The 17901-nt window shown below is 61.9% G+C and carries 21 protein-coding genes; 12 read left to right on the forward strand and 9 right to left on the reverse strand.

Going from position 1 to position 17901, the window contains the following annotated elements; translation table 11 throughout:
* Positions 1 to 10: 10 nt before the first annotated feature.
* The 3 genes from ACM6I7_RS23975 (at position 11) to ACM6I7_RS23985 (ending at position 2735) form a co-directional block, all read left to right on the forward strand.
* A complete protein-coding gene (locus tag ACM6I7_RS23975) occupies positions 11 to 931 on the forward strand; it encodes a LysR substrate-binding domain-containing protein (RefSeq protein ID WP_027614510.1) in 921 nt (306 codons plus the stop codon).
* 177 nt (positions 932 to 1108) lie between these two features.
* Positions 1109 to 2317, forward strand: coding sequence for a low temperature requirement protein A (locus ACM6I7_RS23980; RefSeq protein ID WP_414889390.1), 1209 nt, complete (start codon positions 1109 to 1111; stop codon positions 2315 to 2317).
* 52 nt (positions 2318 to 2369) lie between these two features.
* Positions 2370 to 2735 carry a 5-carboxymethyl-2-hydroxymuconate Delta-isomerase gene (locus ACM6I7_RS23985; RefSeq protein WP_027614512.1) on the forward strand — a complete coding sequence of 122 codons (366 nt, stop codon included), beginning with the start codon at positions 2370 to 2372 and terminating at the stop codon, positions 2733 to 2735.
* A 3-nt stretch (positions 2736 to 2738) separates the two neighbouring features.
* Here the strand turns inward: ACM6I7_RS23985 and ACM6I7_RS23990 are convergent, their stop codons facing one another.
* Positions 2739 to 3674 carry a LysR family transcriptional regulator gene (locus tag ACM6I7_RS23990; protein ID WP_027614513.1) on the reverse strand — a complete coding sequence of 312 codons (936 nt, stop codon included), beginning with the start codon at positions 3672 to 3674 and terminating at the stop codon, positions 2739 to 2741.
* 200 nt (positions 3675 to 3874) lie between these two features.
* A complete protein-coding gene (locus tag ACM6I7_RS23995; protein ID WP_414889391.1) occupies positions 3875 to 5056 on the reverse strand; it encodes a cyanate transporter in 1182 nt (393 codons plus the stop codon).
* Between the two features lie 254 nt (positions 5057 to 5310).
* On the opposite strand from ACM6I7_RS23995, the gene rnd reads away from it, so the two are divergent.
* The 3 genes from rnd (at position 5311) to ACM6I7_RS24010 (ending at position 7785) form a co-directional block, all read left to right on the forward strand.
* Positions 5311 to 6444 carry a ribonuclease D gene (rnd, locus tag ACM6I7_RS24000; protein WP_097086696.1) on the forward strand — a complete coding sequence of 378 codons (1134 nt, stop codon included), beginning with the start codon at positions 5311 to 5313 and terminating at the stop codon, positions 6442 to 6444.
* Positions 6441 to 6734, forward strand: coding sequence for a YcgL domain-containing protein (locus tag ACM6I7_RS24005; RefSeq protein ID WP_097086697.1), 294 nt, complete (start codon positions 6441 to 6443; stop codon positions 6732 to 6734). Before rnd ends, ACM6I7_RS24005 begins: the two co-directional genes overlap by 4 nt.
* Positions 6735 to 6852: 118 nt before the next feature.
* Positions 6853 to 7785 (forward strand): D-2-hydroxyacid dehydrogenase, encoded by a 933-nt coding sequence (locus tag ACM6I7_RS24010; RefSeq protein ID WP_414889392.1) that lies wholly within the window; start codon positions 6853 to 6855, stop codon positions 7783 to 7785.
* Positions 7786 to 7909: 124 nt separating this feature from the next.
* Here ACM6I7_RS24010 and ACM6I7_RS24015 read toward each other — a convergent pair whose 3' ends face one another.
* A complete protein-coding gene (locus ACM6I7_RS24015) occupies positions 7910 to 8503 on the reverse strand; it encodes a nitroreductase family protein (RefSeq protein ID WP_414889393.1) in 594 nt (197 codons plus the stop codon).
* Between the two features lie 165 nt (positions 8504 to 8668).
* Between ACM6I7_RS24015 and ACM6I7_RS24020 the strand changes: the two genes are divergently transcribed.
* A complete protein-coding gene (locus ACM6I7_RS24020) occupies positions 8669 to 9118 on the forward strand; it encodes a YcgN family cysteine cluster protein (RefSeq protein WP_098967686.1) in 450 nt (149 codons plus the stop codon).
* A gap of 36 nt (positions 9119 to 9154) precedes the next feature.
* Complete coding sequence (locus tag ACM6I7_RS24025; protein ID WP_414889396.1) at positions 9155 to 10384, forward strand: hypothetical protein; 1230 nt, start codon at positions 9155 to 9157, stop codon at positions 10382 to 10384.
* Between the two features lie 108 nt (positions 10385 to 10492).
* On the opposite strand, the gene ACM6I7_RS24030 is transcribed toward ACM6I7_RS24025, so the two are convergent.
* From ACM6I7_RS24030 to ACM6I7_RS24045, 4 genes are all read right to left on the reverse strand, one after another.
* On the reverse strand, positions 10493 to 10870 hold the full coding sequence (locus ACM6I7_RS24030) for a DUF2892 domain-containing protein (RefSeq protein WP_096796610.1): 378 nt from the start codon (positions 10868 to 10870) through the stop codon (positions 10493 to 10495).
* Between the two features lie 82 nt (positions 10871 to 10952).
* Positions 10953 to 11423 carry an RNA methyltransferase gene (locus tag ACM6I7_RS24035; RefSeq protein WP_007911337.1) on the reverse strand — a complete coding sequence of 157 codons (471 nt, stop codon included), beginning with the start codon at positions 11421 to 11423 and terminating at the stop codon, positions 10953 to 10955.
* Positions 11424 to 11615: 192 nt separating this feature from the next.
* A complete protein-coding gene (locus tag ACM6I7_RS24040) occupies positions 11616 to 11987 on the reverse strand; it encodes a YajD family HNH nuclease (protein WP_401062972.1) in 372 nt (123 codons plus the stop codon).
* Between the two features lie 48 nt (positions 11988 to 12035).
* Positions 12036 to 12722, reverse strand: a complete 687-nt coding sequence (locus ACM6I7_RS24045; protein WP_098967690.1) for a spermidine synthase — start codon at positions 12720 to 12722, stop codon at positions 12036 to 12038.
* A gap of 80 nt (positions 12723 to 12802) precedes the next feature.
* Between ACM6I7_RS24045 and ACM6I7_RS24050 the strand changes: the two genes are divergently transcribed.
* On the forward strand, positions 12803 to 13087 hold the full coding sequence (locus tag ACM6I7_RS24050) for a hypothetical protein (protein ID WP_003222617.1): 285 nt from the start codon (positions 12803 to 12805) through the stop codon (positions 13085 to 13087).
* Here ACM6I7_RS24050 and ACM6I7_RS24055 read toward each other — a convergent pair.
* Both ACM6I7_RS24055 and ACM6I7_RS24060 read right to left on the reverse strand, forming a co-directional pair.
* On the reverse strand, positions 13084 to 13557 hold the full coding sequence (locus ACM6I7_RS24055) for a cyclic nucleotide-binding domain-containing protein (RefSeq protein ID WP_007969596.1): 474 nt from the start codon (positions 13555 to 13557) through the stop codon (positions 13084 to 13086). The genes ACM6I7_RS24050 and ACM6I7_RS24055 overlap by 4 nt on opposite strands.
* Positions 13558 to 13760: 203 nt before the next feature.
* Entirely contained in the window at positions 13761 to 15815 is a 2055-nt protein-coding gene (locus tag ACM6I7_RS24060; protein ID WP_414889398.1) for a S9 family peptidase, read from the reverse strand.
* A gap of 236 nt (positions 15816 to 16051) precedes the next feature.
* Here ACM6I7_RS24060 and ACM6I7_RS24065 point away from each other — a divergent pair, with 236 nt between their 5' ends.
* The 3 genes from ACM6I7_RS24065 to ACM6I7_RS24075 are packed head-to-tail and all read left to right on the forward strand — an operon-like array spanning position 16052 to position 17899.
* A complete protein-coding gene (locus tag ACM6I7_RS24065; protein WP_086791999.1) occupies positions 16052 to 16549 on the forward strand; it encodes an MFS transporter in 498 nt (165 codons plus the stop codon).
* A 16-nt stretch (positions 16550 to 16565) separates the two neighbouring features.
* Positions 16566 to 17342: a class II glutamine amidotransferase gene (locus ACM6I7_RS24070; protein ID WP_007969599.1), complete on the forward strand. Its 777-nt coding sequence runs from the start codon at positions 16566 to 16568 to the stop codon at positions 17340 to 17342.
* Positions 17343 to 17356: 14 nt separating this feature from the next.
* Entirely contained in the window at positions 17357 to 17899 is a 543-nt protein-coding gene (locus tag ACM6I7_RS24075) for a DUF2937 family protein (RefSeq protein ID WP_096796613.1), read from the forward strand.
* Positions 17900 to 17901: the final 2 nt, after the last annotated feature.

Raw genomic sequence — 17901 nt, forward strand, 5'->3', positions numbered from 1 at the left:
GGGGCAATGGATGAATCGAAATGAATTACGCAAGGCCGACATCAATCTGATGGTGGTGTTCGAGACCTTGATGCTCGAACGCAACGTGACCCGGGCGGCGGAGAAGCTGTTTCTCGGCCAGCCGACCATCAGTTCGGCGCTCAATCGCTTGCGCGCGATGTTCAACGATCCGCTGTTCATTCGCGTCGGCCATCGCATGGAGCCGACTGCCCGGGCCGAAGAGCTGTTCAAGTACCTGTCGCCGGCCCTCGACTCACTGTCGGTGGCGCTGAGCCTGACTCACGATTTCGACCCGGCCGTGAGCAACATGACGTTCCGGATCGGCCTGTCCGATGACGTCGAATTCGGCCTGCTGCCACCGTTGCTGCGGGCGCTGCGTCAGGAAGCACCCAGCGTAGTGTTCGTGGTGCAACACGTCGACTACTGGCGCATCCCCGACCTGCTGGCCGCCGGCGACATCACCGTCGGCATCAGTCAGACCCGGGGCCTGCCGGCAAATGCCAAGCGCAAACTGCTGCGGCATATCCAGCCAAGCATTCTGCGCGCCGACGCCTCGGATTCGCCGCTGACCCTCGATGAATACTGTTCGCGCCCACACGTACTGGTGTCGCACACCGCCAACATCAGCGGCTATGCCGATGAGTGGCTGGCGGAAATCGGCCGCACCCGGCATGTGGTGTTGTCGGTGCCGCAATACAGTGCGCTGCCGGCATTGCTGGCCGGCACCGACCTGATCGCCAGCCTGCCGGACTACACCGCCGAAGCCATGGCTGCCTCCGGGCTGTTGTTCAAGGAACCGTTTCCGTTCAAGACGCCGATGCTGGATCTGTCGATGGTCTGGCTCAGCCACGTCGATAGCGATCCGGCCGAGCGCTGGCTGCGTTCGCGGCTTGAAGCGTTCATGAGCGAACGGCCACTGACCGCGCCCTGAATCCCACCACAAATCTCCCCTGTAGGAGTGAGCCTGCTCGCGATGAGGGTGTGTCAGTCGACATTGATGTTGTCTGACACGACTCCATCGCGAGCAGGCTCACTCCTACAAGGGTTTGCGTTCGTCTGGTCGGGCTGCTTTGCTCAATGGCAAAGACCCCGGCTGGAGACTTGTCCGATGAGCATTTCCCGATCGTTGCTGCGTGGGCGCGGCAGTCTCGACAGTGGCAAGGTCGGCATGGTCGAGTTGTTTTTCGATCTGGTGTTCGTGTTTGCCGTGACTCAGCTCTCGCATTCGTTGCTCGCGCATTTGTCGATCCTGGGCGCGGTGCAGGTGGCGCTGTTGATGGTCGCGGTGTGGTGGGTGTGGATTTTCACTTCGTGGATCACCAACTGGCTCGACCCGGAAAAATTGCCGATCCGTCTCGGCCTGTTCGGGCTGATGATCGCCGGTCTGTTGCTGTCGTCCTCGATCCCCAAGGCTTTCACCGAGCGCGGGCTGATGTTTGCCTCGGCGTTCGTGTTCATGCAGGTCGGGCGCACGTTGTTTGCGATCTGGGCGGTGCGTGGCGAGTCGCTGAGCATGACCCGCAACTTCCAGCGAATTCTGGCGTGGTTGATGTGCTCCGGCGTGTTCTGGATCGCCGGGGCCTTTCTTGACGGGCAGCAACGTCTGCTGTGTTGGGCGCTGGCGCTGCTGATCGAGCTGATCTCGCCGTCGCTGTATTTCTGGGTGCCGGGGCTGGGGCGTTCGTCATTGAGTGACTGGAACGTCGAAGGCAATCACATGGCCGAGCGCTGCGCGCTGTTCGTGATCATCGCCCTGGGCGAATCGTTGCTGGTCACCGGTGCGACGTTCGCTGAACTGACGCTGAGCGCCACCGGAGTCATGGCGTTTCTGGTAGCGGTGCTGGGCAGCATCGGCATGTGGTGGGTGTACTTCGACAGCGGCGCCGAGCGCGCGCATCACCGCATCGCGCATTCGAGCGATCCCGGGCGCCAGGCGCGCATCGCCTACACCTACCTGCACGTGCTGATTGTTGCCGGGGTGATTGTCAGTGCGGTGGCCGACGAACTGGTGCTGGTGCATCCGGATCACGCCAGTGACGCCGGGATCCTGGTGATCGTGGGCGGGCCATGGCTGTTTCTGTTGGGCAATGCGCTGTTCAAGTGGGTCATGTCCGACCGACCGCTGCCGCCGTTGTCGCATCTGGCGGGGCTGGTGTTGCTCATGCTGGCGCTGCCATTGGCGTTGAATCACTGGTTTTCGGCGCTGGTGCTCGGGGCGCTGACCACGGCGATCGTGGTGCTGGTGGCGCTGTGGGAAAGCCTGGCATTGCGTCAGGCGTCGGCCTCGATAACCTCGGAAAAAGCCAAAGGAGAGTAGGGCAGCGCTGTGGTATATGTACGACCTTTCTGCCGACTGACTGGAGCACCCCATGCCACACCTGCACATGGAATACACCGCCAACCTGCCGCAGTTGAACGCTGATGTGGCGTTGATCCGGCTCAATAACGCCCTGGTGGGTTCCGGTCAGTTCGCTGCGGAGTTCGATATCAAAAGCCGGGCGGTGAAGGTCGAGACCTTCAAGGTCGGTACCGGCATGGGTGAGCGTGCTTTCATCCATGTGAAGCTGGCGCTGCTCAGCGGTCGTTCGCCGCAGATCAAGAAGCAGCTCTCGGACAGCCTGCTGGCGGTGTTGCAGGATCTGTGCGAATGGCCGGCCGGGGTCGAAGTGCAGTTGTGTGTGGAGTTGCTCGATATCGACCGCGATTCCTACACCAAGACCGCCATCGGCATGTAGGACTCAGGCCGCTTCCAGCTCACTGCACACCTTGATCACCTGCTCGCGCAGCCAGACGTTGGCGCTGTCCTGATCGGCGTTCTGGCTCCATTGCATGTCGAGGGTGAACCCCGGCAGGCCGTTCGGCGCCTCGCAGTGATTGAACACCGCGTCGTTGGTCAGCAGACGCTGGATGCGCCGGGGCAGGGTGAGGATGAAATCGGTGCCGGTGATCATCTTCAATGCCGCGCTGTAGCTGTTGGAACGCGCGACGATCTGCCGTTTCTGCGCCTGACGCGCCAGCCAGCCATCGACCATGTTGGTGGTGGAAGTCCACGGTGTCGGGAACACATGGCGCCGCTCGGTGAAGGCCTGCAGGCTCAGGCGCGGTTCCAGCGGCGTGGCGCGTTTGTCGAAGACACAGACCAGATCGTCCTCCAGCAGCATCCGCGATTTAAGGTCGGTGTGGCTGCGGTGGAAGTTGGGGCCGAAACAGATCACCAGGTCGAGGCTGCCGTCGCGCAGTTCGTCGGCGGGCACATCGGTCTCGAACTTGTGCATGTTGACCACCACCGGCAAATCGTCGAAGTCGAAACGCTTCAACAGCCGTGGCAGTACCAATTGCTCGAAGTATTCCGGGGCGCAGATATTGAAGGTCACCGCTTGCCGGGTCGGATCGAAGGCCGGGGCGCCGGCGTGGCACAGGTTGATGCTTTCGAGGATCTTCTGCACATGGCCGTACATGGTGCCGGCCTTGTAGGTGGGACGCATGCCCGTGCGGGTGTTGATGAACAACTCGTCTTCGAAACTGGTGCGCAATTTTTTCAGGCAATAGCTGACAGTGGACTGGCTGACGCACAGCGTCTCCGAGACATCCGTGACGCTGCTTTGCTCATACACGGCGATAAACACCATGAGGTCCTGCATGTCGAGCTTTCGAAGCAAGTTACTGTTCAGCATCCGTTCCGTCCCGCTGTGCTCCTTGCGCTGAATCCGCGCAAACGTGTGCGCATGATCGTAGCGGAACGATGGTGCCAGGACAAAGCCCTGTAGGACGTTTCAATGTCGCCAGTGGGACAGAAACTTTTAGCAACACGACGTCGACAAATAAACCGCAAAAAGATGGCAAGAGGCCTCTAGCCCAGCGGCGGCATTCGGCTTCAACGGATGTGTCGGGCGTACAGCCGAGGGTCAAAGCGCAGCACTATCAGCAGCATCACCACCATCACTGCGGTCAGCGACCACCAGGCCCATTCAAAGCTGCCGAGCCGGTCGCGGATGATTCCGGCCAGCAGCGGCGAAAGCCCGGCGATCAAGTAGCCGATGCCTTGCACGAACGCGGTCAGGCTGCCGGCGCGCTGCGGGCTGTCGAGGTGATCGAGGGAGACGATCAGACTCATGGGGAAGAGGCCGCCAATCCCCAGCCCCAACAGGCACGGCCACAACAGGCTGAGGTGTTGCGGGCTGAGGATCAATCCGCAGAACCCGCCGATGATCAGCAGCAGCAACGCTGCCAGGACGGCACGGCGATCACGGCTGCGATTGGCGATGGCCGGCGTCACCAGCCCGGAAATCACCTCCATGGCGGTCAGAAAACCCAGCAGCAGCCCGGCCTGCTGTTCGCTCCAGCCCTGTTCCACGTAGTACGGCGCCAGCCAGGCGAGTACGCAGGTGTAGGACGCCGTGCCGAGGCCGAAGAAGATGGCGAGCAGCCAGGCGCGGGAATTACGCGTGAAGGACTCTTTTCCTACAGGCGTGATCTGGAGGGATGACGGGATCGACTGTGTCCACCAGACCAGCAACGCGAGCAAGGACAGTGCCGCCCAGATCGCCAAGCCGATGCGCCAGCTGCCGGTCTGCCCCAGCACCAGCGGCGAAAATGAGGCGGCCAGCGCGGCGCCGCCCATGATCGATGTGACATACAGGCCCATGCACAGCGCCACATGGTCGGGGAAGCGTGACTTGATCAGCACCGGCATCAGCGCCTGAATCAGGGCGATACCCATCCCGGCCAGCACCGCGCTGCCAATCAACTGCGGTGCCGAATCGAGCACCAGCCGCGACAGCGTCGCCAGGCCGATGATCAACAATGACAGGATCACCGTGCGTTGCTCGCCCAGGCGCCGGCTGATGCCGATACCGAAAAACATCGCCAGCCCCATCGCCATCACTGGCAGCATGGTCAGCAGCGAAGCCACGCTGAAACTCAGCGGGATATCGCCACGAATCGCCGACAGCAAAGGCCCGACGGCGGCCATGGATGGGCGCATATTGAGTGCGACGAGAATGATCCCGAACATCAGCCAAGCAGCGGGGCGAGCGGGGGCGCGGACGTGTTCCATCGGCAGACTCTGGATTGCGGAGGCTGTCGATTAGGCGGCGCGCAGCACTTGTCGGCAAATCAGATTTCCCGAGCATTATTTAAAAATTGAATATGGCTCTCCTACATGGGGAGGTTCGGATTCCTCTTGCTGACCACGCTGTAAGACTATTCTTTCTTTCTGGCAGGACATTTCGTTACAGCTCTGGCCCAGCGCAGGCGCGTAAAACGCCGGCGGCGATATATACTGCGCGCCATTCTTCAAGGGAGAGCCGTGTGGCCATCGATATTCACTGGATTCGCGACAACGAAAGCCTCGCGCAGTTTTGCGCCGAGTGGCAGCAACTGCCGTTCGTTGCCCTCGACACCGAATTCATGCGGGTCGACACCTTCTACCCGATTGCCGGTTTACTGCAGGTCGGCGACGGCAAACGCGCCTACCTGATCGATCCGCTGAGCATCGACGCCTGGCAACCGCTGGCGGCGTTGCTGGAAAACCCGGCGGTGCTCAAAGTCCTGCACGCCTGCAGCGAAGACCTCGAAGTGCTGCTGCGTCTGACCGGCAGCCTGCCGGCGCCGTTGTTCGACACGCAACTGGCGGCGGCCTACCTGAACCTCGGGTTCTCGATGGGCTATTCGCGGCTGGTGCAGGAAGTGCTGGGCATTGAGTTGCCGAAGGGCGAAACCCGCTCCGACTGGTTGCAGCGTCCACTTTCCGACACACAAATCAGCTATGCCGCTGAAGACGCAGTGCATCTGGCGGAAGTTTTCGTACAGCTGCGACCGAAGCTGTCCGACGACAAATTCGCCTGGGTGCTGGAGGACGGCGCCGAACTGGTCGCCAACCTGCGCCGCGAGACCGACCCGTACGAGGTCTACCGCGAAGCCAAACTTGCGTGGAAACTGTCCCGCGCGCAACTGGCGGTGCTGCGTGAACTGTGCGCCTGGCGTGAAAAAGAAGCGCGTGCCCGTGATCTGCCGCGCAACCGCATCGTCCGTGAGCACTCGCTGTGGCCGCTGGCCCGCACGCAGCCGGACAACCTCGCCGCGTTGGGCAAGATCGAAGACATGCACCCGCGTACCGTGCGTCAGGACGGCCAATTTCTGCTTGATCTGATCAAGCGCTCTGGCAGTGTGGGGCCTGATCAATGGCCGCCGGCGGTGCCGGAGCCATTGCCGGTCGAAGCGGCTGCGCTGATCAAGCAACTGCGCGCCCTCGGCCAGGTCGAAGCCGAACGCCTGGGCATCGCCCCGGAACTGATGCTGCGCAAGAAAACCCTCGAAGCGCTGGTTAAAAGTGGCTTCCCCGAGGGTCCTTATCAATTGCCTGAGTCGCTGCGTGGCTGGCGCCGCGAACTCATGGGCCAGAAGCTGCTCGACAGCCTGGCCACCGCCGGAGAACAGCCTTGAAACGTATTTGCTCCATTTATCAAAGCTCCAAGCGAAGCGGAATGTACCTTTATGTGCTCAAGAGCGATGCTCTGGAGCGTGTGCCGGAGCCCCTGATGCTGGCGTTCGGCAAGCCGAAACATGCCTTCGATCTGGTGCTGTCGCCTGAGCGCAAGCTGGCCAGCGAGGACATCGTCGTGGTCCTGGAAAACCTCGACAAGCAGGGCTATCACCTGCAGATGCCACCGGCCGAGGACGAGTACATCGAACACCTGCCCGAAGAATTGCTGCGACGTAACGACCCGGTCTGATCTGCGAGGCCCTGCTCTGGGCCTCTTGCCACCCTGGAACTGATTTTACGGCGACGACCGCCACGAAGGAGCGCGACTCCTTCGGCGGTTGCCTGCACGGTTTGCGAAAGGTTTGAAGATGCGCGTTCTGATTGCTGAACACGACCACGCGGTGTACGCCCGGCTGCTGCGTCAGGCGGCCCCCGAGCTTGAAGTACTGACCAGTGGCGACTCCGCCGAACTGGCCCGGCAGGCGGCCGATTGCCCGGTGTGGCTGGGGCAGCCGGATCTGCTGGCGACCCTGCTGCGTCAGGGCCATCAGCCGCAATGGCTGCAATCGACTTGGGCCGGCATCACGCCGCTGCTCGCTGACGGCTTGCGCCGCGATTATCGCCTGACCCGCGCGGTGGGAATCTTCGGTCAGGTGATGGCCGAATACGTGCTGACCTACATGCTTGGCCACGAGCGTGAAGTTCTGGCGCGCCTGGTCAGCCAGGTCGAGCGCAAGTGGGACAACCGCACCGGCCAGAGTCTGGTCGGGCGCAAGGTGTTGATCGTCGGCACCGGCGATATCGGCCAGAGCGTGGCGCAGTTTCTGCTGCCGTTTGGCGTCGAGCTGTACGGCATCGCCAGCAGCGCGCGCGAGCAGGCGCCGTTCGTCGAAGTCGGCTCGATGGCGGATCTGCCACAGCTGGTGGGCGCGGTCGATTACGTGGTCAATCTGCTGCCGAATACCGAGCACACCCACGACATTTACGACGCGGCGCTGTTCAAGCAATTCAAGCCGACCGGGTTGTTCATCAACGTTGGGCGCGGCGTGGCGGTGGTTGATGCGGATCTGGTGGAAGCCCTGAAGGAAGGGCATCTGGCGGGCGCGGTGATCGACGTCTGCCGTCAGGAGCCGTTGCCGCAACGCCATCCGTTCTGGACCGCCTGGGGCCTGCTGCTGACCGGGCACAGTTCGGCACCGACGTCGCCGGCGTTGATGGTGCAGTTGTTCGTCGAAAACCTGAAGGCGTATCAAGCGGGAGAAGCGTTGCGCGGGGAAGTGGATTTCAACCGCGGTTACTGAATGTTCGCCGAGTAAACTGTGGGAGCGAGCCTGCTCGCGAAGGGGGAGTGTCAGCCAACATCATCGTTGTCTGACACACCGCTTTCGCGAGCAGGCTCGCTCCCACATTTGTTTTTGTGCTGGCTTAGAGGGTGAAGTCGCCTTCCGCCACCAGCTCGCTCAGCGGGCGACGCGGGCTCGGCATTTCACGAGCCTGCAGGTATTCGGCCAGGGTCGCCTTGTCACCCAGCTTGCCGACAGCGACCGCCGCATGCAGCGCATAACCTTCAGGAATATTCAGCTCCTTGCGGGTCAGCTCCTGATCGAAACCGGCCATGCCGTGGGTGTGCCAGCCGCTGATGCTCGCTTGCAGCGCCAGGTGGCCCCAGGCCGAGCCGGTGTCGAAGGTGTGCCACAGCGCCGGGGACTCTTCGCTGGCACCGGGTGCGGTGAAGGTGGTTTTCGAAATCACGATCACCAGCGCCGAAGCGTGTTGCGCCCAGCTGCGGTTGAATTCATTCAGCAGACCCAGGAAGCGTTCCCAGTTCGGCGTGTCACGGCGCGCATACAGAAAGCGCCATGGCTGCGAGTTGTAGGCCGACGGCGCCCAGCGTGCGGCTTCGAAAAAGCTCAGCAGGGTTTCTTCCGGGATCGCTTCGCCGGTGAAGGCGCGGGGCGACCAGCGGTCGGTGAACTGCGGGTGAATGGCGTAATCGGCGACGCGAGGGTTGGCACTCATCGAAAGATTCCTTGCTGTGTTTGAGTCATGAATTCGTGGCAAAACCCTACTGGGCGGCGATTCGGCTGACAAGCGCGATTTACCGACAGTCGCCAGCGCTTGGCCCGCAAGACCTTGGGCACTAGACTGGCGGCCTTTTCACCACCTGATGTTGATGCTTGAACCATGGCCGCCATAGTCGAACCGTTCTGGAAACGCAAAACCCTCGAGCAACTGGATCACGAGGAATGGGAATCGCTGTGCGACGGCTGCGGTCTGTGCTGCCTGCAGAAACTCGAAGATGAAGAAGACAACAGCGTTTATTACACGCGCATCGCCTGCAAACTGCTGGACCTGAAGACCTGCCAGTGCAGCGACTACCCGAATCGCATCAAGTTTGTCCCGGACTGTATCCAGCTCACTCCGGGCCAGGCTGAAGAATTCAAATGGCTGCCGCCGACCTGCGGTTATCGTCTGGTCAGCGAAGGCAAGGATCTGCCGTTGTGGCACCACCTGGTGTGCGGCGATCGTGACGCGGTGCACCACGAACGGATTTCCCAGTCCGGGCGCATGCTCGCCGAAGGCAGTGTGCCGGAGGACGACTGGGAAGATCACCTGATTTTCCGGGCTGGTTAAGCACCAAGGGTTTCCAGGATTCAACAAGGAGTGTGTATGGCTGGGGGATTGCTGCGGGCATCGCTGATCGGCCTGCTGGCGCTAAGCGCACCAGTGTGGGCGGCAAAGAAAGTCGATCTGGATTACCACGTGCGTCTGCTGCCGCAAAGCGATCAGGCCGAAGTACGCCTGACCCTGGCCAAAGGCGAAGCGGTGCGCAGCCTCGACTTTGACCTTGGCGATGGCAGCCATTACAGCGACTTCAAGGCCGACGGCCAGTGGCTGCTGACCCCGGGCAAGTTGGCCCGTGGCGTGTGGCGGCCCGCGAGCGAAAAGGCCAGCCTGACTTACCGCGTACGCATCAGCCACGGTCGCAAGAACGGCACGTTCGACACGCGCATGACCCCGAGTTGGGCGTTGATGCGCGGCGACGAATTGGTGCCCCCTGCAACGCTCGATCAACAGGACGGCACCGAACTGGTCGCGCGCCTGCAATTCGAATTGCCTGAAGGCTGGAAAAGCGTCGAAACCGCCTGGCCACGCATCGGCAAGAACAAATTCCGCATCGACAACCCCTCACGCCTGTTCGACCGCCCGACCGGCTGGATGCTCGCCGGTCACCTTGGCAGCCGCCGCACCCGCCTGGGCGAAACCGAAGTCACCGTGGCCTCACCGCAAGGGCAGGGCATGCGTCGCTTGGATGTGCTGACGCTGCTGACGTTCGTCTGGCCGCAGGTGCAAGCAGTCTATCCCCGGCATCCGAAAAAACTGCTGATCGTCGGCGCCAACGACCCGATGTGGCGCGGCAGCCTCGGCGCACATGAGTCCATTTACGTGAACACGCGGTTGCCACTGGTCAGCGAGAGCGGCAGCAGTGCGCTGGTACGTGAGCTGGCGCAGGTGTTCGGGCGCATCAATGACGAGCAGCGCAGTGACTGGATCAGCGAAGGCTTTGCCGAGTACTACGCGATCGAACTGCTGCGGCGTGCCGGGGGCATGAGCGATGAGCGCTATCAGGCGTTGCAGGCGAAGTTGACCAAGGACAGTCAGAAAGTCACGACCCTGCGCGGCGAACAGATCAGTGCGGCGCAGCTTGCAAAAGCGGTGATTGTCTTGCAGGAACTGGATCGCGAGATTCGCTTGAAGACGCGCAACAAACGTTCGCTGGATGATGTGTTGCGCGGGGCGATGCATCTGGGGACGGTGAGTACCAAGGAGTTTGTGCAACTGGCCGAGAGTGTTCTGGGCGAGTCTTCCAAAGTCCTCGATAGCGCATTACTTCAGTAATACCGCCTTCGCGAGCAAGCCCGCTCCCACTTTTGATCGCATTCCAGCTTTCAATGTGGGAGCGGGCTTGCTCGCGAAGAGGCCAGAAGCCTCACCGAAAATTCAGGCTCAAACCCCAGCCTTCGGCGATTTCACCGAATCATTGCCGGTCACTGTCGCGGTGCTGGTCGCCGCTTCGGCATTGGCCTTGAGCTGGCTCAGTTCTTCCCCGGCCCGTTCGATCTTCGCCCGCACGTTATTCATGTCCTCACGGCTTTTCTCCAGCAGGCTTTTCACCGAGCTGTGCCCGGTGATGCCACGGGCCATCGCCACGCCGCCAATCGCCACCTGAATCAGACCGAACACGCCGCCACGGCGCAGGCCTTTGCCGACCATGATGACGCCACCGGCCAGCGAGCCGATGCGCTCCCAGCCCTGGACGTTCTGCTCGGTCGGGCTCTGGAACGGGGTGGAATCGATACGTTGGACGCGTTTGAGTTCGGTCATGATCTGTCTCCCAGGCAATGTGCAATAGATAGATAAGCTGACTGCCGCAGCGGCCGGCTCGTTCCATCGGATGTGCGACGTTTCAGCGGAATTTCGGCCCGGAGCGGGTATTCAGGCCCTTGGCCATGCGGTCGTAGAGCACGACGTTGACCGTGGCTGCCAGATTCATGCAGCCGGTGGTCGGGATGTACACGACGTCTTCGCACCAGTCGCGGATCTCTTTATCCAGCGAGCCGTCTTCCGGGCCGAAGATGTACAGCGCACGATCCGGGTGGGTGTATTCGGGCAACGGGCGGGCGCCCTCGACCAGTTCCACGGCGACCGGGACGCAGTTGAGCGGGAGGATCTTTTTCAGGTCGTCGATGCCGATCAGCGGAATGTCGTAGTGCACGCGCTTGGTGTCGGTGACGAAATCGGCGGCGCGCTCATAGCGCTTGCCGGTGTAGAACACCGACGCCACGCCGTAACAGCCTGCGGCGCGCATCACCGAACCGACGTTCTCCGGTGATTTGGGGTTGTACAAACCAATGCAGCTGTAACGTTTGTCTGCCACGAGCGGGGTGCCTTCGGGAAAAAGAGGGCGATTATACGGGGATTGGGCGGTTGTGGTCAGACCTCGGATTATCGGTGCCCGAACGGCCGCCTTCGCGAGCAAGCTCGCTCCCACAGTGGTTTTGTGTATGACACCGATCCAGTGTGGGAGCGAGCTTGCTCGCGAAGGGGCCAGTCGGGCCAATGAAGAACTTTAATCTTCTTTTTTCATCAACCCGGCGAGGGCGGCAAACGGGTTATGCGTCGCCTTGGCGATTTTCGGTGTGCTCAGCGAGCCGTCGCCGAAATATTGCTGGTCGGTGTACCGCGAGTGTTCGTTGTCGTGGCAATACAGGCACAACAGTTCCCAGTTCGAGCCATCCTGCGGGTTGTTGTCGTGGTTGTGATCGCGGTGGTGCACGGTCAGTTCGCTCAGACGCTTGCCGGAGAACTCACGGGCGCAGCGGCCGCAGACGTGCGGATACATCTTCAGGGCCTTGTCGCGGTAGCCCATTTCCTTGTCGCGCTGGTTGTCGGCAAGGATGCGATTGAGCTTCGACGTGTTGGTCGGGGTGGACGAACTCATGGGTTCACCTTTGTAAAAGACTAATGACGGTTATGTGCAGAGTTTAGCTCAGCCCTTGAGCTTCTCGGCAATCCAGATCGTGTGGCGGGTGCCCTTGTTGCCGTGGGCGAAGACCTGGACTTCTTCGGCCTTGAACCCGGCCTTCTTCAATTTGTCGGAAAACTGCCGGTCAGCACTGGCCGACCACACCGCCAGCACACCTTTGGGCCGCAGGGCCTTGGCGCAGGCGTTGAGGCCAGCGGCGGAGTACAGCCAGCTGTTGGCCTTCTGGGTCAGGCCTTCGGGGCCGTTGTCGACGTCGAGCATGATTGCGTCGAAGCCGTTCGGCTCGCTTTGCAGGACCCTGGCCACGTCGTCCTGACGGATCACTGTGCGCGGGTCGAGCAACGGTCGCCCGGATTTTTCCCCGAGCGGCCCGCGATTCCACTCGACCACACCGGGCACCAGTTCGGCGACCACCACTTCGGCACCCTTGCCCAGATGTTTGAGCGCCGAGGCAAGGGTGAACCCCATGCCCAAACCGCCGATCAACACCCGCGAATTCGGCCGGCCGGCGACCTTGCGGCAAGGGATCTCGGCCAGTGCATCTTCGGAACCGTGCATGCGGGTGTTCATCAATTGCCCGCCGTCGCCACCCTGGATCTTGATGACGAAATCCTCGCCATACTCGAACAGGCACAGGGCGCCACCGTTGTCAGGGATCGGCGTGGTGTCGAGCAGAACGAAACGTTTCATGGAAATCTCTACAAGGGGGAAGGCAAGCAGGCCCGTTGGGAGTAGCCTGAGCGCAGACTAAAGGCCAAACGGAGCCCTTGATGAAGCGCACCATTCTAACGGTCATTGCCCTGGCCGCGCTCTCGATTACTGCAGTGCAGGCGCAGCAGACCATTCCGGTCAGCCCGACGCCGCAACCCGGCTCGCCGGGAACCGCCACGCCGACCCCGTATCCGCAAATCACCCCGATCAGCGCACCGAAGGCCGGTGCCGGCAGTGGTAGCCCGCCGCTGGTGCCGATCGAAATGCCCAGCCCGCCGAGCAAGGATCAACCGGTGCCGGGCATCGAGCCGAGCGGCACCAAGGTCAAATCCCCCGGCGGTTAAACCTGTTGCGCCGCCAGTTGGCCGTCGGCCATGCGCAAACGTTTGGAGAGTGACACGGCAAGGGCGCGGATGATTTTCGCGGCGATCTTCGGCGCGTCGTTGAGCATTTTTTCCAGCGAGTCCTTGCCCAGGTTCAGCAGTTGGCAGTTGCTCGCGGCGATGCAGGTGGCCGAACGGCGCTCACCATCGAGCACCGCCATTTCCCCGAACGCCCGCCCGCTGCGCAGGGTGGCCATGGTGATGACCTGGCCGTCGGGGCCAGTCTTCTGCACCGCGACCTGGCCGGTGTGGAGGATGCACATGAAACTGCCGGCATCGCCCTCGCGGAAAATCGCCTCGCCTTCGGCCACGGTGCTGATGCTGAAGTAGCCCGAGGCCGCGGCAAAGTCCGCCAGTTGCAATTGATCGAACAGGCCACAGTCCATCAGCCAGTCGCGAATTTCGTTGTTCAGCAGGGTGGGTTCTGACATGTCATTGCGGTCTTTATTGTTTTCACATTTTCAAGGCACTACACGGACCCTTGTAGGAGTGAGCCTGCTCGCGATAGCGGTCTGTCATTCACATCACCGGTGACTGATACACCGCTATCGCGAGCAGGCTCACTCCTACAGGGATCTGTGATGTATCGGCCCCTTGGGTCTGGAGTTAAGACCCAAGTGACCGACGGAGTTCCTCAGGCCAGGCCCAAAACCTTGAACACAAATGCATATTCGAGCGCTACGTCACGTAATCCCTGATAACGCCCGCTCATTCCGCCATGCCCGGCGTCGAGTTCGGTCTTGAGCAGCAGCAGGTTGTCGTCGGTCTTGGTCGCGCGCAGTTTCGCCACCCACTTGGCCGCTTCCCAGTACTGCACGCGGCTGTCGTTGTAGCCGGCGATGACCAGGGTTGCCGGGTAATCCTGCGCTGTGACATTTTCGTACGGCGCGTACGCCTTGATCCGCTCGTAGACCTCCGGCTCTTCAGGGTTGCCCCACTCGTCGTACTCGGTGACGGTCAACGGCAAGTCCGGGTCGAGCATGGTGTTGAGCACGTCGACGAACGGCACTTCGGCAATCGCCACGCCGAACAGGTCCGGGCGCTGATTGAGCACCGCGCCAATCAACAGGCCGCCAGCGCTGCCGCCGCTGATCGCCAGTTTCTCGGCGGTGGTGATGCCGTTGAGGATCAGGAATTCGGCGCAGGCAATGAAGTCGCTGAAGGTGTTGTGCTTGTGTTCCTGTTTGCCGGCGCGATACCACGCCTCGCCCAGCTCACCACCGCCACGCACGTGGGCGATGGCGAAGGCCATGCCGCGATCCAGCAGGCTCAGGCGTGCGTGGGAGAACCACGGGTCGAGGCTGGAACCGTAGGCGCCATAACCGTACAGGTAGAGCGGCACTGGTTTGCCGACCATTTCGCGTTTCATCACCAGACTGATCGGCACCTGCGTGCCGTCCGGCGCGGTGGCCCACAGGCGTTGGCTGACGTAGGCGTCGGCGTCGAACGGGCCGAGCACCGGGGTTTCTTTCAGGACGGTTTGCTCGCCGCTGGCCAGCAGCAATTGGCGCACCTGCGCCGGACGATTCAGCGCCTCGTAACGCAGACGGATGCGGTCGCTCTCGAACTCCAGGCTGTTCTGCACATAGAGGCTGTAGGCCGCGTCCGGCAATTGCACGCGATACGGTGTCTGGCCTTGTGGATGAACTTCGATGATCGGCAGACTGCCTTCGCGCAGGCTCAGGGTCATGGCCGCGGTGTTCAGCGTCACGCCGTCGAGCATCACCGTGTCGCTGTGCGGGATCAGGTTCTGCCAGTCGGCTTCGCTCGGTACCACACCGGTGTCCGGCGCCTGATACAGGGCGAAATTGATGCCGTCACGGTTGGTGCGGATGAACCAGGTCCATACGCCATCCAGTGCGCCGTGGTCGACGTCGTATTCGTGATCCTCGACCCGTGGCGCCAGGCAAGTGAAGGGCAGGTGCGGCTGATGCGCGTCCAGCGCCCAGACTTCGCTGGTGGTCTTGCTGCCCAGGGTCAGCAGCAATTGCTGCTCGGAACTGGAGCGGTAGCAATGCAGGAAGAAACGCCCGTCCGGCTCGTGGAACACCTCTTCGGCGGCGGTGCCGTCGAGGCGATAGCGAAACAGTTTGTGCGGGCGATGGGTGTCGTCGAGCACACCGAAGAACAGCGTCAGGCTGTCGTTGGCCCAGGTCATGCTGCCGTCGCAGTCTTCGAATTCCAGCTCGCTGACCTTGTCATTGGCCAGCTCCTTGACGAACAGCGTGTAGATCTCGTCGCCCGAGGCGTCGACGCTGTAGGCCAGACGCTGGTGATCCGGGCTGATGCTGAACGCGCCGAGCGAGAAGAAGCCGCCGTTGGCCAAAACGTTCGGGTCGAGCAGCAGTTGCTCGCGGCTTTCGTCGAGGGTCAGGCTGTCGTCGGCCGGACGCGGGCAACGGTAATGGCGGGCGTACTCGTCACCCGCCGTGGTGCGCGTGTAATACAGATACGGGCCCCATGGCGAGGGCAGGGACAGGTCGGTTTCGAGGATCCGGCCCTTGATCTCTTCGAACAGGCTCTCGCGCAGGCCGGCCTGATCGGCGGTTTGCGCTTCCTGATAGGCATTTTCGGCCTTGAGGTAGTCGAGCACCGCGTCGGTGTCGCGTTCCTGCAGCCAGGCATACGGGTCGGCACCGGCCGCCTTGCGGGCGATCGGGGCGCGGGTGACGTGGGCGGATTCGGGCATGGAAGGCTCTCGGACAGTATTCGGAATAATGGTGTTCGCGGTTGTTGAAACCGCCTCAGCCCCTGTGGGAGCGAGCCTGCTCGCGAAAGCGTTCTGTCAGATGACATTTGTTTCACTGACCCGGCGCTTTCGCGAGCAGGCTCGCTCCCACAGGGTATGCTGCGGGCCGTCTGGCATTGGGACAAGCCTGACGGGCGAAAAGTCGTTACTATAAGCGCCTCTTTGCCTGCCTTGCCATGGACACCATGACCGAGAACGACTATCTGATCGCCTGGGGCCTCTACGCCTTTGCCGCTGTGGGCTGCCTGTTGGTATGGATGCGCCTGACCCGCTGGATGTGGCGCTGGCTGCGCGAGCCGCTGCGGGTGCTGATGGCAGTGTTGCTGTTCAGCCCGACCATCATTGACCCGGTGAAAGCCAAGGTTGCACCGTCGATCGCCATCACCGCGCTGGACCTGGCCTTCAAGGTCGGCAACAACGCCTGGCGGGCGATTTCCGATCTGTTCATGTACGGCATGATTGCGTTCGGCATCTACCTGATTTTCGTGCTGATCCGCTTCCCGATCGAACGCGCCTCGCGCGCCCGCCGCGAGCAGGCCGAGGCGGCCAAAGCGGCGGCGCGTGCCGATGATCGCGACGACGATCAGCCGTTCGGCGCTGCCGGTGATGACCGTTACGGTCGCCCGCCATTGCCGAACAATCCGCAGCGCATGCGCGTCGAGCCGCGTCTGTAATCACGAGAGTCAGCACATGTGTGAACTACTGGGCATGAGTGCCAACGTGCCGACCGATATCGTGTTCAGCTTCACCGGCCTGATGCAGCGCGGCGGGCGTACCGGCCCGCACCGCGACGGCTGGGGCATCGCCTTCTATGAAGGTCGTGGCTTGCGCCTGTTTCAGGACCCGGCCGCGAGCAGCGAATCGGAAGTCGCCAATCTGGTGCAGCGCTATCCGATCAAGAGCGAAGTGGTCATCGGCCACATCCGCCAGGCCAACGTCGGCAAGGTCTGCCTGTCCAACACTCACCCGTTCGTCCGCGAACTGTGGGGGCGCAACTGGTGTTTTGCGCACAACGGCCAGCTCGCCGATTTCACCCCGATCAAGAGTTTCTACCGCCCGGTGGGCGATACCGACAGCGAAGCGGCGTTCTGCGATTTGCTCAACCGCGTGCGTGCAGCATTCCCGGAACCGGTCGATATAGAAGTACTGCTGCCGGATCTGGTCGCTGCATGTGCCGAATACCGCAGCAAAGGCGTGTTCAACTGCCTGCTCAGCGACGGCGACTGGCTGTTCTGCTATTGCTCGACCAAACTGGCACAGATCACCCGGCGCGCACCGTTCGGCCCGGCGCGGCTCAAGGATGTCGATGTGATCGTCGATTTCCAGGCGGAAACCACGCCTAACGACGTGGTCACGGTGATCGCCACCGAGCCTTTGACCGAAAACGAAACCTGGACCCGTTACCAACCGGGCCAATGGAGCCTGTGGCGACGCGGCGAATGCGTCAGCCAGGGCACGACCGAATAAAGGATCTCTCCCCGATGTTGCTCAGTTATCTACGGCTGGTGTTGTTTGCGGCGGGCCTGTTGATCGGTGTCCAGGTGCCGGGTTTCATCAACGATTACGCCAAACGCGTCGAAGCCCATCTGATCGAAGCGCAGACCGGTCTGCGCGGTTTTCAGGGCACCGCCGAGCAGTTTTTCAAGGGCGACTTGCAGGCGCTGGTCGCGCATTACCGCGCCAGTGACGACCCGGTGTTTCGCAGCGATGCCGACAGCCTGAGCACTTTGCTCAACCGGCAGTTGGCGCTGGATAAACAGTTCCAGGCGATGCAGGGGCCGTGGTACATCCGCTTTCTGCAAGTGGTGCTGGCCGCCGACCCGGACATTCGCAAGGAAACCTGGAACGGCTACAGCTACCAGATCCTGCTGACTCCGGAAGCGATGATCTGGGGCATGAGCGGCGCGTTGCTGCTGTCGTTCGGCATCGAGTGCCTGATTCGTCTGATTGACTGGGTGGTGCTCGGCGGCCGGCGTTTGCGCCAGAGCCGGCCGATCGAAGACCGCGACGTGCGCGGCTTGTAAGG

Origin of the sequence: Pseudomonas sp. IT-93MI4, assembly GCF_949767635.1 — a bacterium.
GTDB classification, from domain to species: Bacteria; Pseudomonadota; Gammaproteobacteria; order Pseudomonadales; family Pseudomonadaceae; genus Aquipseudomonas; species Aquipseudomonas putida_A.

Excerpts from the sequence above, each read along its gene's own strand:
- ACM6I7_RS23975 (WP_027614510.1), top strand. The coding sequence starts at position 11 with ATGAATCGAAATGAATTACGCAAGGCCGACATCAATCTGATGGTGGTG.
- ACM6I7_RS23980 (WP_414889390.1), top strand. The coding sequence starts at position 1,109 with ATGAGCATTTCCCGATCGTTGCTGCGTGGGCGCGGCAGTCTCGACAGT.
- ACM6I7_RS23985 (WP_027614512.1), top strand. The coding sequence starts at position 2,370 with ATGCCACACCTGCACATGGAATACACCGCCAACCTGCCGCAGTTGAAC.
- ACM6I7_RS23990 (WP_027614513.1), bottom strand. The coding sequence starts at position 3,674 with ATGCTGAACAGTAACTTGCTTCGAAAGCTCGACATGCAGGACCTCATG.
- ACM6I7_RS23995 (WP_414889391.1), bottom strand. The coding sequence starts at position 5,056 with ATGGAACACGTCCGCGCCCCCGCTCGCCCCGCTGCTTGGCTGATGTTC.
- ACM6I7_RS24010 (WP_414889392.1), top strand. The coding sequence starts at position 6,853 with ATGCGCGTTCTGATTGCTGAACACGACCACGCGGTGTACGCCCGGCTG.
- ACM6I7_RS24015 (WP_414889393.1), bottom strand. The coding sequence starts at position 8,503 with ATGAGTGCCAACCCTCGCGTCGCCGATTACGCCATTCACCCGCAGTTC.
- ACM6I7_RS24020 (WP_098967686.1), top strand. The coding sequence starts at position 8,669 with ATGGCCGCCATAGTCGAACCGTTCTGGAAACGCAAAACCCTCGAGCAA.
- ACM6I7_RS24025 (WP_414889396.1), top strand. The coding sequence starts at position 9,155 with ATGGCTGGGGGATTGCTGCGGGCATCGCTGATCGGCCTGCTGGCGCTA.
- ACM6I7_RS24030 (WP_096796610.1), bottom strand. The coding sequence starts at position 10,870 with ATGACCGAACTCAAACGCGTCCAACGTATCGATTCCACCCCGTTCCAG.
- ACM6I7_RS24040 (WP_401062972.1), bottom strand. The coding sequence starts at position 11,987 with ATGAGTTCGTCCACCCCGACCAACACGTCGAAGCTCAATCGCATCCTT.
- ACM6I7_RS24045 (WP_098967690.1), bottom strand. The coding sequence starts at position 12,722 with ATGAAACGTTTCGTTCTGCTCGACACCACGCCGATCCCTGACAACGGT.
- ACM6I7_RS24050 (WP_003222617.1), top strand. The coding sequence starts at position 12,803 with ATGAAGCGCACCATTCTAACGGTCATTGCCCTGGCCGCGCTCTCGATT.
- ACM6I7_RS24055 (WP_007969596.1), bottom strand. The coding sequence starts at position 13,557 with ATGTCAGAACCCACCCTGCTGAACAACGAAATTCGCGACTGGCTGATG.
- ACM6I7_RS24060 (WP_414889398.1), bottom strand. The coding sequence starts at position 15,815 with ATGCCCGAATCCGCCCACGTCACCCGCGCCCCGATCGCCCGCAAGGCG.
- ACM6I7_RS24065 (WP_086791999.1), top strand. The coding sequence starts at position 16,052 with ATGGACACCATGACCGAGAACGACTATCTGATCGCCTGGGGCCTCTAC.
- ACM6I7_RS24070 (WP_007969599.1), top strand. The coding sequence starts at position 16,566 with ATGTGTGAACTACTGGGCATGAGTGCCAACGTGCCGACCGATATCGTG.
- ACM6I7_RS24075 (WP_096796613.1), top strand. The coding sequence starts at position 17,357 with ATGTTGCTCAGTTATCTACGGCTGGTGTTGTTTGCGGCGGGCCTGTTG.